Annotated in this window: 11 protein-coding genes and 3 pseudogenes; 11 read left to right on the forward strand and 3 right to left on the reverse strand. The window is 58.6% G+C overall.

Features of this window, described 5'->3' with window-relative positions; translation table 11 throughout:
* Window positions 1-757: 757 nt before the first annotated feature.
* Window positions 758-2109, reverse strand: a protein-coding gene (locus FIU86_RS02820; RefSeq protein WP_152473331.1) for an IS3 family transposase whose coding sequence is annotated in 2 segments (ribosomal slippage) — window positions 758-1773 and window positions 1773-2109 — 1353 coding nt in all. Because the reading frame shifts where the segments join, the coding sequence is not laid out codon by codon here.
* Window positions 2110-3070: 961 nt separating this feature from the next.
* Window positions 3071-4819: a bifunctional diguanylate cyclase/phosphodiesterase gene (locus FIU86_RS02825; RefSeq protein WP_172977408.1), complete on the reverse strand. Its 1749-nt coding sequence runs from the start codon at window positions 4817-4819 to the stop codon at window positions 3071-3073.
* Window positions 4820-4903: 84 nt separating this feature from the next.
* On the opposite strand from FIU86_RS02825, the pseudogene FIU86_RS02830 reads away from it, so the two are divergent.
* The 7 genes and pseudogenes from FIU86_RS02830 to FIU86_RS02860 all read left to right on the forward strand — a co-directional run.
* Window positions 4904-5083: pseudogene (locus tag FIU86_RS02830) on the forward strand (IS3 family transposase); the annotation flags it as partial.
* Window positions 5084-5168: 85 nt separating this feature from the next.
* A protein-coding gene (locus tag FIU86_RS02835; RefSeq protein ID WP_152473331.1) for an IS3 family transposase occupies window positions 5169-6520 on the forward strand; the annotation gives its coding sequence in 2 pieces (ribosomal slippage) (window positions 5169-5505 and window positions 5505-6520; 1353 coding nt in all).
* Window positions 6521-7022: 502 nt separating this feature from the next.
* Window positions 7023-7113 (forward strand): annotated as a pseudogene (locus FIU86_RS02840) (IS5/IS1182 family transposase); the annotation flags it as partial.
* Between the two features lie 237 nt (window positions 7114-7350).
* Window positions 7351-8418, forward strand: a complete 1068-nt coding sequence (locus FIU86_RS02845) for a DegT/DnrJ/EryC1/StrS aminotransferase family protein (protein ID WP_216647198.1) — start codon at window positions 7351-7353, stop codon at window positions 8416-8418.
* A 62-nt stretch (window positions 8419-8480) separates the two neighbouring features.
* Window positions 8481-9473, forward strand: coding sequence for a glycosyltransferase 61 family protein (locus tag FIU86_RS02850; RefSeq protein ID WP_172977409.1), 993 nt, complete (start codon window positions 8481-8483; stop codon window positions 9471-9473).
* Window positions 9470-10669: a glycosyltransferase gene (locus FIU86_RS02855; RefSeq protein WP_152473701.1), complete on the forward strand. Its 1200-nt coding sequence runs from the start codon at window positions 9470-9472 to the stop codon at window positions 10667-10669. The genes FIU86_RS02850 and FIU86_RS02855 overlap by 4 nt, the downstream gene beginning before the upstream one ends.
* A gap of 19 nt (window positions 10670-10688) precedes the next feature.
* Entirely contained in the window at window positions 10689-11483 is a 795-nt protein-coding gene (locus FIU86_RS02860) for a YdcF family protein (protein ID WP_152473702.1), read from the forward strand.
* Window positions 11484-11528: 45 nt separating this feature from the next.
* Here FIU86_RS02860 and FIU86_RS02865 read toward each other — a convergent pair.
* Window positions 11529-11711: pseudogene (locus tag FIU86_RS02865) on the reverse strand (alpha-hydroxy-acid oxidizing protein); the annotation flags it as partial.
* Window positions 11712-12083: 372 nt separating this feature from the next.
* Here FIU86_RS02865 and FIU86_RS02870 point away from each other — a divergent pair.
* From FIU86_RS02870 to FIU86_RS02885, 4 genes are all read left to right on the forward strand, one after another.
* Window positions 12084-13880 carry an ABC transporter transmembrane domain-containing protein gene (locus tag FIU86_RS02870; protein ID WP_152473704.1) on the forward strand — a complete coding sequence of 599 codons (1797 nt, stop codon included), beginning with the start codon at window positions 12084-12086 and terminating at the stop codon, window positions 13878-13880.
* A 141-nt stretch (window positions 13881-14021) separates the two neighbouring features.
* Window positions 14022-15008, forward strand: coding sequence for an NAD(P)H-binding protein (locus tag FIU86_RS02875; protein WP_254703925.1), 987 nt, complete (start codon window positions 14022-14024; stop codon window positions 15006-15008).
* Window positions 15009-15067: 59 nt separating this feature from the next.
* On the forward strand, window positions 15068-15976 hold the full coding sequence (gene era / locus FIU86_RS02880; protein ID WP_152473705.1) for a GTPase Era: 909 nt from the start codon (window positions 15068-15070) through the stop codon (window positions 15974-15976).
* A gap of 73 nt (window positions 15977-16049) precedes the next feature.
* Window positions 16050-16382, forward strand: a complete 333-nt coding sequence (locus FIU86_RS02885) for a DUF1491 family protein (protein WP_152473706.1) — start codon at window positions 16050-16052, stop codon at window positions 16380-16382.
* The last annotated feature ends 243 nt before the right edge of the window (window positions 16383-16625 follow it).

Genomic DNA, 16625 nt, shown 5'->3' on the forward strand with positions numbered 1-16625 from the left:
TTGGCGTAACGGTGAAGAAAAAGTTCTAGCGTGCTAGATCAGACTGCGCCCGGCTCGACACGGCACTATACACCGAGTGAATGCGCCAAGCTGGCAGTGTCCGAAAGTGGGTGCGAGAACAAAGACATTGTTTTGGTAGTACCGCCTTTTGCCAGCCCTGACTGGCCTTCTTTGGGCGTGCATCTCTTGGCGGCAATAGCGGAGCAGAAAGGCTTCACTACGAGCATTCTCTATGGCAACCTCTCCTTCGCACGTCTAGTGGGGCCCCAACTTTATCGATCGCTTTGTGTCACCAAGACTGGCGATCTGGTTGGAGAACGTATCTTCCGCCGTGCATATTCTCGCACCCGAGACATCCCAGGCGAACTCCCCTTTACATGGGAGGACTTGAATGACGGTAACCCACCAGCGTTTGATTCCGTTCAACTGTTGGCATCAGAATGGGCTGTGGAATTAGCGGCAGCGCTAGCAAGAACTAAACCCTGTCCGTCTTCAGAGTTTTTCGGACAAGTCGTTTGTTTTGGTAACGGAGGCTCTGGTTCGGTTTCTGTTTGAGTTTAGGCGACCGCGGCTTTGTGCTGCAACCGGCGCTTTCGGATTGTCTGTTTCTTGATCTCCTCTCTCATTTTCAGGATCGTCCGACCCCGACCGTGGTAGACGTCAGCCGGCGTCAGGTTATCCAGTGTCCGTCTTCAGAGTTTTTCGGACAAGTCGTTTGTTTTGGTAACGGAGGCTCTGGTTCGGTTTCTGTTTGAGTTTAGGCGACCGCGGCTTTGTGCTGCAACCGGCGCTTTCGGATTGTCTGTTTCTTGATCTCCTCTCTCATTTTCAGGATCGTCCGACCCCGACCGTGGTAGACGTCAGCCGGCGTCAGGTTATCCAGGCTCTCGTGGTATCGCCGAGTGTTGTAGTATCCGACGAAGTCGCCGATCTGGCGTTCAAGATCCCCCGGCAGATAGTAGTTCTCCAGCAGAACCCGGTTCTTCATGGTCTGGTGCCAGCGTTCGATCTTGCCCTGGGTCTGTGGGTGGTGCGGCGCTCCGCGGACGTGATCCATACCTTTGGTATCGAGGTAGTCGGCCAGGTCGGCCGCAACGTAGGACGAGCCGTTGTCGCTGAGCAGCCGGGGCTTGTGAACGACTGTCGCATGAGCACAGCCCGAGGCCTCCAGCGCCAGATCCAGCGTGTCCGTCACATCCACGGCCTTCATTGTCGTGCAGAGCTTCCACGCGATGATGTAGCGGCTGTAATCGTCGAGGATCGTGCTGAGATAGAACCAGCCCCAACCGATGACCTTGAGATAGGTGAAGTCGGTTTGCCAGAGTTCGTTGGGCCGAGTTGTCTTGTCCCGGAACTCATCGGCGGCACGGATCACCACATGGGCCGGAGCCGTGATCAGGTCCTGGGCCTTGAGAATGCGGTATGCCGAGGACTCAGATACAAAATACCGTTTCTCATCGGTGTATTTGACCGCCAATTCCCGTGGCGTCAGATCCTCATGATCCAGCGCGAACTCAACGAAGGCGTCGCGGATCTCGTCCGGGATGCGGTTCCACACCGCCCGAGGCCGCGGGGACGTGTCACGCAAAGCGTCAACGCCGCCATCGGCCCACCGCGCATACCACTGGTAATAGGTGCTGCTGGGAATGCCGAGCATGGTCAGGGTCCGCCTGACCGGCAAATGCGAGGCTTCGACTGTCCGAATGATCTCGAGCTTCTCCGAGGCTGGGTATCTCATGCGTCGTCCTCCCCATCCCCGAACGTGCTTTTTTTGAGCAGCCTGTTCTCCAGTGTCAGCTCCGCGACCACTTCTTTCAGCGCGGCTGCCTCAGAGCGCAGTTCCTTGACCTCGGGAGCTGTCGCCTGACGGGCTGTGTCACCCGCCAGCCGGTTCTTCCCAGCCTCAAGAAACTCCTTCGACCAGCTGTAATAAAGGCTCTCAGCGATCCCTTCACGACGGCACAGGGCCGCTATGCTTTCTTCGCCCCGCATCCCGGCAAGCACGATGCGGATCTTCTCCTCCGCCGAGTAGTGCTTGCGGGTCTTACGCTTGATACCCCTAACAAGCTTGTCAGCAGCATCCTTGGATGTTCCGGATCTCTTGTTCATCTTCGCTCCATTATGGCTTCGATGAACCAGAAATCCTCCGTTCCTCAAACACCTAAATCTGTCCGGTAGGTGCTGACGTTAGACAGGCCCTATGACGATACTTCGTTTCGAAATGGCGAAATGGCCACGAGCAACGCTTCTAAAAAATTTATCTAATTTTAACTGTTATCAAGTTATTAGACTAAAGGTTCTGCTATCGGAGGATGTAAAGTTGAAGAACGTTTGGATCGTAGAAGTGCTCAAAGACGTGCAAATGTTTGCAGATATGAATAACCTCCAGATAACTTCGTCATCCGTTCGTGACATCCTTCCGAAAATCCTGAACGAGTTGGCGCAACCCAAGGCTACCGGTAAAGACTTGATCCGATAGTGGTAAAATTCCGCAATTGAACAAATCATTACCATTGCAAATTCATAGCAGGTTGAGGTCTGCGGCCTTGGACCTGGGCCCCCGGATCACGCTAACCTGTGTAGATCCGGTCAGGGTTTGTTCATCTTTTGCCCGCTGGTGATCCGTCCACGCGTCGAGGCTGGTAGGCGGGCTGTGGTCATCGTATTCGTTGTGCCATGCCTCAATTATGCCACACGCGAGGGCAGCAGAGGAGAATAGATGATGTAGATGTACTCCTTGCGTATCTACCCATTCAAGCTTTCGAGCAGGCTTTTTTTCAACGGCTTGCATGCAGCGATTTACTGGTGATTGGCATTACTACCTTTCTGCTATTCGAGCATAGCGTTTGAAGTTAGTTGGCTGTCAATGTTTGAAACCATCAGACAAGGTTACTCACCAGACTCGGAGATCCGATCGAGATCGCGGGTGACACCCGCACTGCAGATGTGAGTACCAATTACTTTGGCTTAGATCTGTCCGCAGCATCAGGTCAATACGAATTGAGCATCCCAAGAGCCAAACAATTACGAGTATGGTGTTAGTTATGCATCGAGAGATATTTGCTTTCGGCTAGCAAGCTACGTCTCGTGTGTAGGGAAGATGTTCTAATATCTCCTCCGGTGGAAATGGTCTGTTAAAAAAGTAGCCTTGCAAGGCGCTTGCTCCCAGTTTTCTTAGCAGATTTGCTTGTTCGTGTGTTTCGACGCCTTCCGCCGTTGTTTCGACGCCAAGACCGTTAGCCATTTCGATAATTGCACGAAGTACCAGCTGCTGGTCTGGATCCTTTATGGTGGGGGCCACGAGTTCTCGATCTATTTTTATAGCGTCCGGGCGAAGACGTGTTAACGCAACAAGCGAAGCACGACCTGTTCCGAAGTCGTCTATCTCAATTCTGATGTTGCGCCCCCGCAACCAGTCAATCATCCACTGATCGTGGTCGGTTAATTTGTCGATTAGAATGGTCTCAACAAACTCAAGCGCGAGTTGGGCTCGCATCTCTGGCAGCTGCAAGATCGTATCTGCAAGCTTTGGATCGCGAAGCCGCGAACAGCTTACATTGACGGCGAGTTTTGAGGCGTGAATCCCCGCATTTTCCCACTCGACGACATGTTGAACTGCCTTTTGCAATATCACCGCGTCAATGTCTGCTACCTTAGATATCTCCGTTGCTATTTCGATAAAACACTCGGGCCCGATAAGCCCACGTGTGGGGTGATTCCAACGCGCAAGGGCTTCAAGTCCTATCACCGTTCCTTGAAGTGGATCGTGTTGAGTTTGAAAAAATGGAATGAACTCATCGCGTTCGAGGCCGCGCACAATCTCGTCAGCGATAGTCTTACGCTGACGGGCTTGCTCCCGAAGTTCTTCGCTGAACACTTGAGCTTTATTGCTCCCAGGTTTTTTCGCTCGATACAGTGCCATGTCTGCCTCTGCGAACAACTGATCGGGGCTTCGTACCCTAAGAGCCGAACTTGCAATCCCGATCGAGAGGCCAAATCGCAGTTCACGACCATCATAAAGAAAAGGCAGGCGCGACCATTCGAGCACTGAATCGACGAAGCTATCGATCTCGTGCCATTGCGCGTCACGCAGTATTACGACAAATTCGTCGCCGCCGGAGCGGCCGATAGCAGCATTCTGTGGCGCAAGCCGGGACAACTCTTTAGCGGTTTGGCGCAGAACTGTATCACCGGCCGCATGGCCGGCAGTGTCATTGATGGATTTGAATTCGTCGAGGTCCATAACTAGGACGTGTAGGACGGCGTTTTCGTCCAGCAAAGCTTGGCGGAGTGCGACATGTATACCTCTCCGATTTAATAAGCTTGTTAATTCATCACGGCTGGCTTGGTGTTCCATGTGCTCGAGATGGCGCGAAATTACTGCGGCAATTGTGACGCCGAGTGCGCAATTCAGGCTTCCAAGGCCAGCGTGGTTCCAAAAATGAATCCAAGAGTATGTCTCAGCTGGCCATACCAGAGACGGCACGGTAAAGCTCAGTAATCCGTGGTGAACAAGAGCAATTACTAAGGTGGTGACGACCGAGCGCCAGCACGCGTAGGCAACTACCAAACCACTATTTATGAAATAGAACATATGCACCTCAAGCATGTATTGCCCTTGGTGCAGATCGGCGATCACGTAGAGTGCCATCATCCAAGTTGTGTTTATCGCGACAGTGAGCGTGATCCTGGTTTTTAACGCGTGACGATTGGTACGCCATTGCAAAATCGCCCAAAGTCCGATTGCTAGCATCGGGACGGAAACACTCAAGACGGAGACATCAAGCAGTGCAGCGAGAGTTATGACGCTCAATGTCATGTCTAACGTCAGCACCTACCGGACAGATTTAGGTGTTTGAGGAACGGAGGATTTCTGGTTCATCGAAGCCATAATGGAGCGAAGATGAACAAGAGATCCGGAACATCCAAGGATGCTGCTGACAAGCTTGTTAGGGGTATCAAGCGTAAGACCCGCAAGCACTACTCGGCGGAGGAGAAGATCCGCATCGTGCTTGCCGGGATGCGGGGCGAAGAAAGCATAGCGGCCCTGTGCCGTCGTGAAGGGATCGCTGAGAGCCTTTATTGTCTAACGTCAGCACCTACCGGACAGATTTAGGTGTTTGAGGAACGGAGGATTTCTGGTTCATCGAAGCCATAATGGAGCGAAGATGAACAAGAGATCCGGAACATCCAAGGATGCTGCTGACAAGCTTGTTAGGGGTATCAAGCGTAAGACCCGCAAGCACTACTCGGCGGAGGAGAAGATCCGCATCGTGCTTGCCGGGATGCGGGGCGAAGAAAGCATAGCGGCCCTGTGCCGTCGTGAAGGGATCGCTGAGAGCCTTTATTACAGCTGGTCGAAGGAGTTTCTTGAGGCTGGGAAGAACCGGCTGGCGGGTGACACAGCCCGTCAGGCGACAGCTCCCGAGGTCAAGGAACTGCGCTCTGAGGCAGCCGCGCTGAAAGAAGTGGTCGCGGAGCTGACACTGGAGAACAGGCTGCTCAAAAAAAGCACGTTCGGGGATGGGGAGGACGACGCATGAGATACCCAGCCTCGGAGAAGCTCGAGATCATTCGGACAGTCGAAGCCTCGCATTTGCCGGTCAGGCGGACCCTGACCATGCTCGGCATTCCCAGCAGCACCTATTACCAGTGGTATGCGCGGTGGGCCGATGGCGGCGTTGACGCTTTGCGTGACACGTCCCCGCGGCCTCGGGCGGTGTGGAACCGCATCCCGGACGAGATCCGCGACGCCTTCGTTGAGTTCGCGCTGGATCATGAGGATCTGACGCCACGGGAATTGGCGGTCAAATACACCGATGAGAAACGGTATTTTGTATCTGAGTCCTCGGCATACCGCATTCTCAAGGCCCAGGACCTGATCACGGCTCCGGCCCATGTGGTGATCCGTGCCGCCGATGAGTTCCGGGACAAGACAACTCGGCCCAACGAACTCTGGCAAACCGACTTCACCTATCTCAAGGTCATCGGTTGGGGCTGGTTCTATCTCAGCACGATCCTCGACGATTACAGCCGCTACATCATCGCGTGGAAGCTCTGCACGACAATGAAGGCCGTGGATGTGACGGACACGCTGGATCTGGCGCTGGAGGCCTCGGGCTGTGCTCATGCGACAGTCGTTCACAAGCCCCGGCTGCTCAGCGACAACGGCTCGTCCTACGTTGCGGCCGACCTGGCCGACTACCTCGATACCAAAGGTATGGATCACGTCCGCGGAGCGCCGCACCACCCACAGACCCAGGGCAAGATCGAACGCTGGCACCAGACCATGAAGAACCGGGTTCTGCTGGAGAACTACTATCTGCCGGGGGATCTTGAACGCCAGATCGGCGACTTCGTCGGATACTACAACACTCGGCGATACCACGAGAGCCTGGATAACCTGACGCCGGCTGACGTCTACCACGGTCGGGGTCGGACGATCCTGAAAATGAGAGAGGAGATCAAGAAACAGACAATCCGAAAGCGCCGGTTGCAGCACAAAGCCGCGGTCGCCTAAACTCAAACAGAAACCGAACCAGAGCCTCCGTTACCAAAACAAACGACTTGTCCGAAAAACTCTGAAGACGGACAGGGCACAGGCTATGCAAGTCTAGTGTAGCGTGTGGTCCGAAAGTGCAAACTCGGTACTACTGTTGTCGTATGAGGCAAAGCAAGGTTGCCGCGTTATCTCACACGCTCAACGAAGCCGTCAAAGCTACATGCTGCACCATAGTGTTGCGTGCATTCTCGATCTTGGCGCAGCGTCATGCTGAACTTGTTCCCATTAGAAATAGCGATCGTACATTGCGATGTTTCGTAACCGGAGGTGACCAGAAACAGGTCACCTGCATTGTGCTTGGCCAACCTACCTTCTACGAGGCCAATGCAACCCTGTGCCAGTATTCATACGAAAGCGTCCCGACCATTCACGATCAGACGTATTTTTCCGATATCGCTTGCGCCGCCTTCGTAAACGACGTCCATGAGATAGTCCGTCTCGGTTGGCAACGGCGACGCATAATTGGCGAAGATCATCGCGGCTATGATCGCTGTCCAAATGTCTTCCTATCGGCAATCGTCCTCGCAGCGACCGTCATCTATTGGTTATGAACCCTAGCCCTAGGGTAGCGCCAAGTATCCGGCGTGCTCGGGCAAATGAGACGCCGCCAATGCGCCTGCGGCCGTCGCCGGCCTTTCTGCGCGGGAATGACGGAGTTGAAAAACATTCATGTTTATGGCTAGACTTCTGATATTGATTGATACGACGTTCTTTTATGCGACGACAAAGCGATTTTTGGTATGGCTCAACCGAACGGTGTCTATATAACGCGTCCCGCTCTGCCCCCTTTGGACGAGGTCATTGTTCATCTCGAGCGCATTTGGGAAACGCACAAGCTAACGAACAATGGTCCAATGGCGCAAGCCCTCGAGGAGCAGCTGTGCGACAGTCTCGGGCTGACACATCTCACCCTGACCTCGAATTGCACACTTGGTCTGATCGCCGCACTGAGGGCGCTCGACGTCCGCGGCGAGGTCATTACGACGCCGTTTTCCTTTGTCGCGACCGCAAACGCCATCGTCATGGCTGGTGCAACGCCGGTCTTCGCGGATATCGACCCGGACTCTCTCAACCTTTCGCCGCGCACCGTGGCGGAGAGCATCACCGAGCGTACCTCGGCAATCGTGGCTGTGCACAGCTACGGACATCCCTGCGACATCGAAGGCCTGCAAGCGATTGCGGATGAGCATGGAATTCCGCTGATCTTCGACGCCGCGCATTGCTTCGGGGCGCGCCTGCACGACCGCAGCCTGCTGGATTTCGGCACCTGCTCGGTGGTGAGTTTCCACGCCACGAAGGTCTTCAACACCTTCGAGGGCGGCGCGGTGATCACCCGTGACCCTGCGATCAAGAAAAAGGTCGACCGGCTCATCAACCATGGCATTGACGATGAAATCAACGCCCCCGAGATTGGGCTCAATGCGAAAATGAGCGAGTTCCATGCGGCGATCGGCCTCGCGCAGCTGCCCTATGTCTCTAACGATATCGCCCGGCGTGGTGCCCTGGTCGCGCGGTATCTCGACGCGCTGAAGGAGATTGAAGGGCTTTGCCCGGTGCGACCGATCCCCGAGCATCTGGTACCCAATAACTATATGTTTCCAATCTTGGTCGACGCCGCGTATCCGCTTTCGCGCGATGAACTCTTCGAGCGATTGAAGCGCGACGGTATTTTCGCCCGCATGTATTTCTTTCCGCTTATCTCGGATCTGCCTTCGTTTCGGGACATGGCATCGGCCGCTCGGGACACGCTTCCGGTGGCAGGCGACACGGCAGACCGCATCCTTTGCCTGCCGCTGTTTCCGGATCTCGAGCTCAAAGCGCAGGATCGGATCATCGATCTTCTCCGCGCGCCATGAGGCTCAACACTGATTTGCTCGTGTGGGGCATGCACCGGACGCGAACCGGACGCCGACTTTCTGTGGAAGAGGTCGCCAGCGACAGCTGGGAGATATCACCCGAGCACAAAGCCGCGTCTCCTCCCGCGATCTTTCTCGAGGGCGCGCTGGACAAAATCACCGCCTTTTCTCCCTGGACGTCGTGGGAGTACGAGAAGCCTCGCGTGCATGGCGAGACGATCCTTCATTCCGCGACGGTCGCCTATCTGCTACGTGACGCGCGGCTCAACGGTGCCTGGCTTTACTGCGGCGCACACAAGGGCGAGCGCGGGTTCGGCGAAGAACGGCTGATCAACACGCGCCGATCCAAACGCAGGCGGCTCAACCGGGCGCATCTGGTCTCGAACAGCCCCGGCAGCAATTTCTTCGGTAATTTTGTGCTCGACGATTTCCCACTGGCCTTGCTGCCGGGTCGCGAAGAAACGCCGATTGTCCTTGAAACGAAAGTCTACGAGCACGAAGCTGGCTATCGGCAGTTGCTCGACCTGCCGCGACCGCAGTTGGTGCACCGGGCGCGCGTGGACGAACTCGTCGTTTATACCGATTTCGCTCAGAATGCCTCCAAACGCAGCCGCTATGATACGCTTCGAAAGCGTATGCGCGCCGCGCTGGACACCGCCGATGAAAAGCGAACTGGTCTCGTTTATCTCAAACGCGGGGCGACCGGAGAGTCTCGGCTTGTAACAAACGAACCGGCGCTTGAGGCGCATCTGGAAAAGCGCGGTTTCGAGATCGTCGAGCCGGCCAGGCTCAGCGCGGAAGAGACCTCACGACGCCTGCTTGACGCGCGTCTGATCGTCAGTGTCGAGGGTAGCCACTTGTCACATGCGATCTACAGCATGGCTGGCGACGGCACGTTCCTCGTGCTTGAGCCTCCAGACCGTTTCGCCACCCCCTACAAGGAATTCGCAGACTGCATGGACATGCGCTTCGCCTTTCTTGTCGGAGATCCGGCCGAGCGCGGCTTCAGCGTCGATCTCGATGATCTCGACCGGCTTCTGGACAAGCTCGCATGACAACCGGATCAAAACCCACCGACCTCGTCCTGATGCCGATCCTCAAGGCGCACCGGACAGCGCAGGGGCGTTTGGTGGTGACACAGAAATACCTAGACGGGGCGACCGAGTACGCGAAATCCTGGCCGGGATCGGTTGTCAGCCTTTTCAAGCTTTCGGACAAGCCTTCGTCGGACATGGACCATGTCGAGGTTGACGGGCCGGACGGCTCACACCGGATCGAGCTTTTGCCGCGATCGCCAGCAGAGCTTGCGGAACGACTTAAATCCGCTGCTCTGGCTGTCGGTTCGCTTGCGCCAGAAGAAAAGTCGACCACGGTCTTGTGCAACCGGATCGGCGTGCCGATTGTCCAGGTGTCGGAATACACGCTCAAGACCGAATGGCAGATCATCGACGCCCAAGGCGCCAACCCGATCGTGACCATGAGACGCAAGCAGTGGGCGTGGAAAACGGAACGCGTTAGGCGACGCCTCATCAGGCTTTCCGCCGGTCTTCAGTGCAATGGAACGCCCACATTCGACGCCTACCGCCCAATCTGTCCGGATGCGTTCCTTTATTTCGATAACCGTGTACGCGAGGCGGATGTGATTACGCCTCAGGAGCTGCGGCGCAAAGCCGATCGACTGCGCCAGGGCGCTCCGTTGCGGCTTGTTTTCGGGGGGCGGTTCGTGCCGATGAAGGGCGCGCTGCACCTGCCCGAGGTCGCCCGAGAGCTGCGCGACCGCGGCGTGCCCTTCCAGCTTGAGATCTATGGAACGGGTCCGGACGAGCCCGCCCTCCGAAGTGCAATCGCGCGTTATGCGCTACAGGATCTCGTGACCATCCATGCACCGATCGATTTTCGCAGCGGCTGGGTGCCTTTCCTCAAGGAGGACCCGGATCTTTTCGTGTGCTGCCATCCTCAGGGAGACCCGTCGAGCACATATTCAGAGGTCAGTTCGTGCGGCGTGCCCATAGCCGGGTTTGACAACGAGGCATTCAGCGGTTTTCAGCGATTGTCTGGGGCCGGGTTTCTCGCGCCGATGAAAGATGCGGGCAAGCTGGCGCAGGTCATCGCAGAGCTGCACGCCGACCGTGAGCGCCTAGTCATCGCGGCTCAGAAGGCACGCGCTTTCGCGATCCAGCACAGCTTTGAGGCGACGTTCAAGCGGCGCACCGAGAATTACATATGCAAGAGTCTATTGACCAAAACCTGATCCAGTCGGGAGAGGCACGATGAGCCTCTTCGATCTGTTGCGATTTGTCCTCGTGCCCTCGAATCTCTTTTTTCTTCTCGGGATCTTGGGGCTTGCGCTGTTGGTGCTTCGCAAGCTCGCATCCGGGCGTTTCTGCATCGCGCTTTCGATGGCTGGGTTCCTGATTTTCGGCTACACGTCGGCCGGCGAAGGTCTTGTCGCCCCGCTGGAACAGCGGTTCGTCGCAGCCGATCCGGACGCCGCCGCGCCGCCCGTCGGGATTGTGGTGATCGGCAGCGGCGTGTCCGAAGTCTATGCCGCAACGACCGGATCGCCGGTGGAGTTCCGCGACGGGGCGGAAACGGTGTTTGCAGCAACCCTGCTGGCACGCCGATTTCCCGAGGCACGTGTCATCGTCAGCGCGGGTCATGGCGGAAACTTTCCGTTCGAACCCTTGCGCGAGGCGGATGGCATGAAGCGGCTGATGGTTCTCTTCGGCGTCTCCGAAGACCGCATCGAGGTGGACGGCATCTCAGCCTCGACCCAAGATCGCGTACAGAACTCGATCGCGCTCATGCAGCAGGACAAAGACAAAACTTGGTGGGTCGTGACCTCCGCGGCGCGCATGCCGCGCACGATAGGCGTATTTCGGGCCGGCGGAGTCGAGCCGGTGCCCTACCCTGTCGATTACCGCTGGATCCCGCCCTTTGACCCACTTTATTTCTATGAGTTTACCGACGGGCTCGCCATGACAGACCGAGCGGCCAAGGAATGGCTGGGGCTCGCTTTTTACAAACTTTCGGGAAAAACAGAGGAGTTCTTCCCAGGACCTTGATGCAGATCTTGTGCGAGAAACCGGGAATAAGCTCCGGGTCAGACCTCAAGCTCGATTGCCGGTGAAATCCCTTGGAATCAGAAGGATATCTCGGTCGACCCTGGTGACGTTCTGATGACCGCAGAGCGCCATGGAGACGTCGAGCTCTTTGTGGACAATCTCGAGTGTCCTGGTCACACTTTCTTGCCCCATCGCGTCGAGCCCGTAGGTGAAGGCGCGACCGATATAGCACGATACTGATCTTCTCTTCCGCTGAATATTGTCTGCGGGTCGCGCGACGGATGTCTTTGGCTACCGTCTCGCCGTGGCTCTGCTTGGTTACGGGTTTCTGGTTCATCTCCACTGCTTGGTGGTTACGCTGTGTCAGAAATCCTCTCTTATCAAATCGCCCTAAACCGACCCGTTGGTGCTGAAGCAAGACACTGGCATCTGTCTTCCACGCTGAGGATACGGGGTCGATTCCCGCCGCTCGATCCAGTTTTGCGCCCTCGCCGCCCCATGGACCGACGTGCCCCGATGGCCGAGCGGATGTTACGCCCTTGACCCCGGCGACGCGCCCGGCCATGACAAGGGCCGGATGAAAAACACGTACGGGGATCCATGGTAAGACGGGCCGAGAACGGCGCAGACATGATCGAGCGGGAGGGATCGAAGCGCATGGGCGCGCTGTCGGAACTCTGGCCGTTTCTGCAACCTTACCGACGCTTGCTGGCGTTGGCGGTTCTGGCACTTGTGCTGACGGCCTGTGTTTCGCTGGTGCTGCCGTTGGCGGTGCGGCGCGTGGTCGATAATTTCTCGGTCGAGGACGGGACCATCCTGGACAAGTATTTCCTGGCCGCGGTCGGTATCGCGGGGCTGCTCGCGATCGGGACGGGGCTGCGCTATGCGTTGGTGACGCGGCTGGGCGAACGGGTCGTGGCGGACATGCGCAAGGCGGTGTTCGATAAGGTGATCGGGCTGAGTCCTGCCTTTTACGAGCGCACCATGACGGGTGAGATCCTGAGCCGCGTGACCACGGATACGACGCTTATCCTTTCGGTGATCGGGTCGTCGATTTCGATCGCGCTTCGCAACTTGCTGATCTTCGCGGGCGGGCTGGTGTTGATGCTGTTCACCTCGGCCAAGCTGACCGGGATGGTGCTGCTCTTGGTGCCGTTGATCATCGTGCCGATCCTGACGCTGGGGCGGAGGTTGCGCAAATTGAGCCGTGAGAACCAGGACTGGATCGCGGCCAGCTCCGGCAACGCCTCCGAGGCGCTCTTGAACGTGCAGACGGTGCAGGCCTTCACCCATGAAGGGGCCAGCCGGGTGGCATTCTCGGACGTGACCGAGCGGAGCTTTGACGTGGCCCGGCGGCGTATCTGGGTGCGGGCGCTGATGACGGTTATCGTTATTTTCCTTGTGTTTACGGGCATCGTCTGCGTGCTCTGGATCGGGGCGCGGGACGTGCGCGCCGGCGAGATGACGGCGGGCACCCTGGTGCAGTTCGTCATCTACTCGGTCATGGTGGCCGGTGGCGTTGCGGCCCTGTCGGAGATCTGGGGCGAGCTGCAGCGGGCCGCCGGAGCGACGGAACGGCTGGTCGAGCTGTTGCAGGCCGAGGACGAGGTACAAGACCCGGTCCGGCCCGGAACGCTGCCGCGTCCGGTAAAGGGGCGCGTCGCCTTCGAAAATGTCAGCTTCACCTATCCCACGCGGCCGGATGCCCCGGCGCTGCATGAATTGAACCTGGTGATCGAGCCCGGGGAGACGGTGGCGCTTGTGGGGCCGTCCGGGGCGGGCAAGACCACGATCATCCAGATGATCCAGCGTTTTTATGACCCGCAATCGGGGCAGGTGACGCTGGATGGTGTTCCGCTCGATCAGATGGCGCGGCCGGACTTCCGGGCGGAACTGTCGCTGGTGCCGCAGGAGCCGGTGATCTTTGCCGCCTCGGCGCGGGACAATATCCGGTTCGGTCGGATCGACGCAGAGGATTCCGAAGTCGAAGCGGCGGCGCGGGCGGCGGCGGCACATGAGTTCATCATGGCGCTGCCGGATGGGTATGACACGTACCTGGGCGAGCGCGGTGTGATGCTGTCGGGCGGGCAGAAGCAAAGGGTGGCGATCGCCCGCGCGATCCTGCGGGATGCACCCGTACTGCTGTTGGACGAGGCGACCTCGGCGCTGGATGCCGAAAGCGAACGGGCTGTGCAGCGGGCGGTTGATGGGCTGGCCAAGGATCGCACGACGGTGATCGTGGCGCACCGGCTGGCCACGGTGAAGAAGGCCGACCGGATCATCGTGATGGAGCAGGGGCGCATCGTGGCGGAAGGCACGCATGACAGCCTGGTGGCCGAGGACGGGCTGTATGCGCGGCTGGCGCGGCTGCAGTTCACGGACGGGGCGGCGGCGTAAGGCGGGACCAAAAGCTTTTTGAAAGCTTTTGGAAAATCCTTTTTGAAAGGATTTGCAGCGATGCGCCGACCTTGCGTGCTCTGAGTTGGTTTGCAACCGTGGCTTGGTGTAGTCTTGACAAGCCATGACCGGGTTTTGTTGATGCAAGACGATCCAGCCTATCTGTCGCAGCCCGCCGGCGCGTCGATGCGTGTTGTGCTTTTGGGCGCGAGCGGCACGATCGGGCGGGCGGTTCTTGAGGCGTTGCTGGCGGATGGGCATGATGTGATCTGCCCGCTGCGCCGCGCGGACCCGGCAGTGTCCGAACGCCTTCGGTGTGTCGTCGGGGACGTGTCAGCGCCGGATCTTCTGGCCGAGGCGATGCACGGGACCGATGCGGTGATCAGTTGCCTGGCGTCGCGGTCGGGCACGCCCGGCGATGCGTGGGCTGTGGATCACCGGCTGAACGCGGCGGCCTTGCGGGCGGCGGAGGCGCAGGAGGTGCGCCGTTTCGTGCTGTTGTCGGCGATCTGCGTGCAGAAGCCGGTGCTGGCGTTCCAGAAAGCCAAGCTGGCCTTCGAGGCGGAATTGCGGGCCTCGGAGCTGTGCCACGTGATCGTGCGTCCGACGGCGTTTTTCAAATCGCTGTCCGGGCAGATGGACAGGATGCGCGCCTGCAAGCCGTACCTTGCATTCGGTGACGGTCGGTTGACCGCCTGTAAGCCGATCAGCGACGCCGATCTGGCGCGGTTCATCGCGAACACGCTGACAAATCCGGCCTGTGACAACCGTATCCTGCCGTTGGGCGGGCCCGGTCCGGCACTGACGCCCGAGGAGCAGGGTCGCTTGCTGGCCGAATCGCTGGGCGTGCCGTTTCGGATGAAGCGGGTTCCCGTGGCTTTGCTTGACGCCATCATTGCCACATTGAGTGTTACCGGGAGGTTAAGCAGGCGCGCCCGGGCCAAGGCGGAGCTGGCGCGGATCGGGCGCTATTACGCGACCGAGTCGATGCTGGTGTGGGATGGCACCCGGCAATGCTATGATGCCGACGCAACGCCGGAATTCGGGCAAGACCGCCTGGAAGAGTTCTATGCAAGGCTTGCAGCGGGGGAGGTCGTGCTGGAGCGGGGCGACCATGCGGTGTTCTGAACTGGTCAAGTGCGCAGGGATCGGGTAGGGGACGCCCTTATGACAAAAGGCTTTGCATCATGACCCAACGCGCCGGTTTCATCGCCCTGATCGGGGAGCCCAACGCGGGCAAGTCCACGCTGCTCAACCGCATGGTGGGCGCGAAGGTCAGTATCGTGACCCACAAGGTGCAGACCACGCGTGCGCGCATCCGCGGCGTCGCCATTGAGGGCGACGTGCAGCTTGTCTTCGTGGACACGCCGGGGCTGTTCGCGCCGCGCCGCAGGCTGGACCGGGCGATGGTGGCCGCGGCCTGGAGCGGGGCGGCGGATGCGGACGTGGTGGTGCTGCTGGTCGAGGCCCATCGCGGCGTCACGGAAGGCGTCGAGAAGATCCTGGACGGGCTGGACGAATTGCCCAAGGGGCGGCGCGTGGCGCTGGCGATCAACAAGATCGACCGGGTGCAGTCCGAGGTTTTGCTGGGGCTGACCAAGGAGCTTAACGAACGGCATGAATTCATTGAGACTTTCATGATTTCCGCCGAGAAGGGGCATGGGGTCGAGGACCTGCGCAAATGGCTGGCGGACGAGATGCCCGAGGGGCCGTGGCTGTATCCCGAGGACCAGATTGCGGACCTGCCGATGCGGATGATCGCCGCCGAAATGACGCGGGAAAAGCTGACCCTGCGGCTGCACCAGGAACTGCCCTATCAGCTGACGGTCGAGACCGAGAACTGGGAAGAGCGCGAGGACGGATCGGCGCGGATCGACCAGGTGATCTATGTCATGCGGGACGGTCACAAGGGGATCGTTCTGGGCAAAAAAGGCGAAACGATCAAGGCGGTCAGCCAGGCAGCCCGGACAGAATTGGAAGAGTTCCTGGGGCGGCGGGTGCACCTGTTCACGCAAGTCAAAGTGCGGCCCAACTGGCTGGACGAGGCCGAGCGGTATTCCGAGATGGGCCTTGATTTCAAGGACGGGAACGGGTGATCGGCCTTGGCGCAGAGGCCCCGGATCGGGGTCCGGGGCAGGCCCTGGATCGAAGTCCGGGGCGGGATGTGCCATGAGCCGACTGACGGCGGAGTTCTGGGTGCATGCCTACCTGGCGCGGCTGAGGGTGATGGACATTCCGGCCTTCGTCGTGGCGCATGGCGATGACACGGGCGGTGCGGTGCTGGTAAAGCTGAACACGCTGGATGGACAAGCGGCTGTTTTTCAACGCTCTTTCGACCTGATGAGCGGCGCGCGGACTTGGGTCACGCTGGCCGAGGGGGACGAGCGGGACGTCGATCAGACAGTGGCGAAACAGCGGTCGTTCGATCCTGATTTGTGGGTGATCGAGGTGGAGGACCGGCAGGGGCGGCACTTGCTTGATGAGCCGGGGTTGAAGGATTAGCGCCGGGTTCGGGGCGCGTGGGTTTCCACCCACCCTACGCGGATTAATCGAGCCGATTTGAACAGAAACGGGACGTCGGTATCGCGTCGGTATTTGGGTGGTGTCGCGACGGTGCCATTTTCACGGTTTTGGCGGGTTAACGGGGCGTGCGCAGTGAATGCGCGGTTAATGCGACGTGCGCCGACGATCCGCCATCCGGCAATGAGGTCCCGGGTCAAGCCCGGGACGGGTGGCGGTATTGGC

Source organism: Roseovarius sp. THAF9 (assembly GCF_009363715.1).
In the GTDB taxonomy this organism is placed as follows: domain Bacteria; phylum Pseudomonadota; class Alphaproteobacteria; order Rhodobacterales; family Rhodobacteraceae; genus Roseovarius.

What these genes read in the sequence shown, in the direction of transcription:
- era (WP_152473705.1), top strand. Translation starts at nt 15,068, where the DNA reads ATGACCCAACGCGCCGGTTTCATCGCCCTGATCGGGGAGCCCAACGCG.
- FIU86_RS02860 (WP_152473702.1), top strand. Translation starts at nt 10,689, where the DNA reads ATGAGCCTCTTCGATCTGTTGCGATTTGTCCTCGTGCCCTCGAATCTC.
- FIU86_RS02875 (WP_254703925.1), top strand. Translation starts at nt 14,022, where the DNA reads ATGCAAGACGATCCAGCCTATCTGTCGCAGCCCGCCGGCGCGTCGATG.
- FIU86_RS02855 (WP_152473701.1), top strand. Translation starts at nt 9,470, where the DNA reads ATGACAACCGGATCAAAACCCACCGACCTCGTCCTGATGCCGATCCTC.
- FIU86_RS02825 (WP_172977408.1), bottom strand. Translation starts at nt 4,819, where the DNA reads ATGACATTGAGCGTCATAACTCTCGCTGCACTGCTTGATGTCTCCGTC.
- FIU86_RS02885 (WP_152473706.1), top strand. Translation starts at nt 16,050, where the DNA reads ATGAGCCGACTGACGGCGGAGTTCTGGGTGCATGCCTACCTGGCGCGG.
- FIU86_RS02870 (WP_152473704.1), top strand. Translation starts at nt 12,084, where the DNA reads ATGGTAAGACGGGCCGAGAACGGCGCAGACATGATCGAGCGGGAGGGA.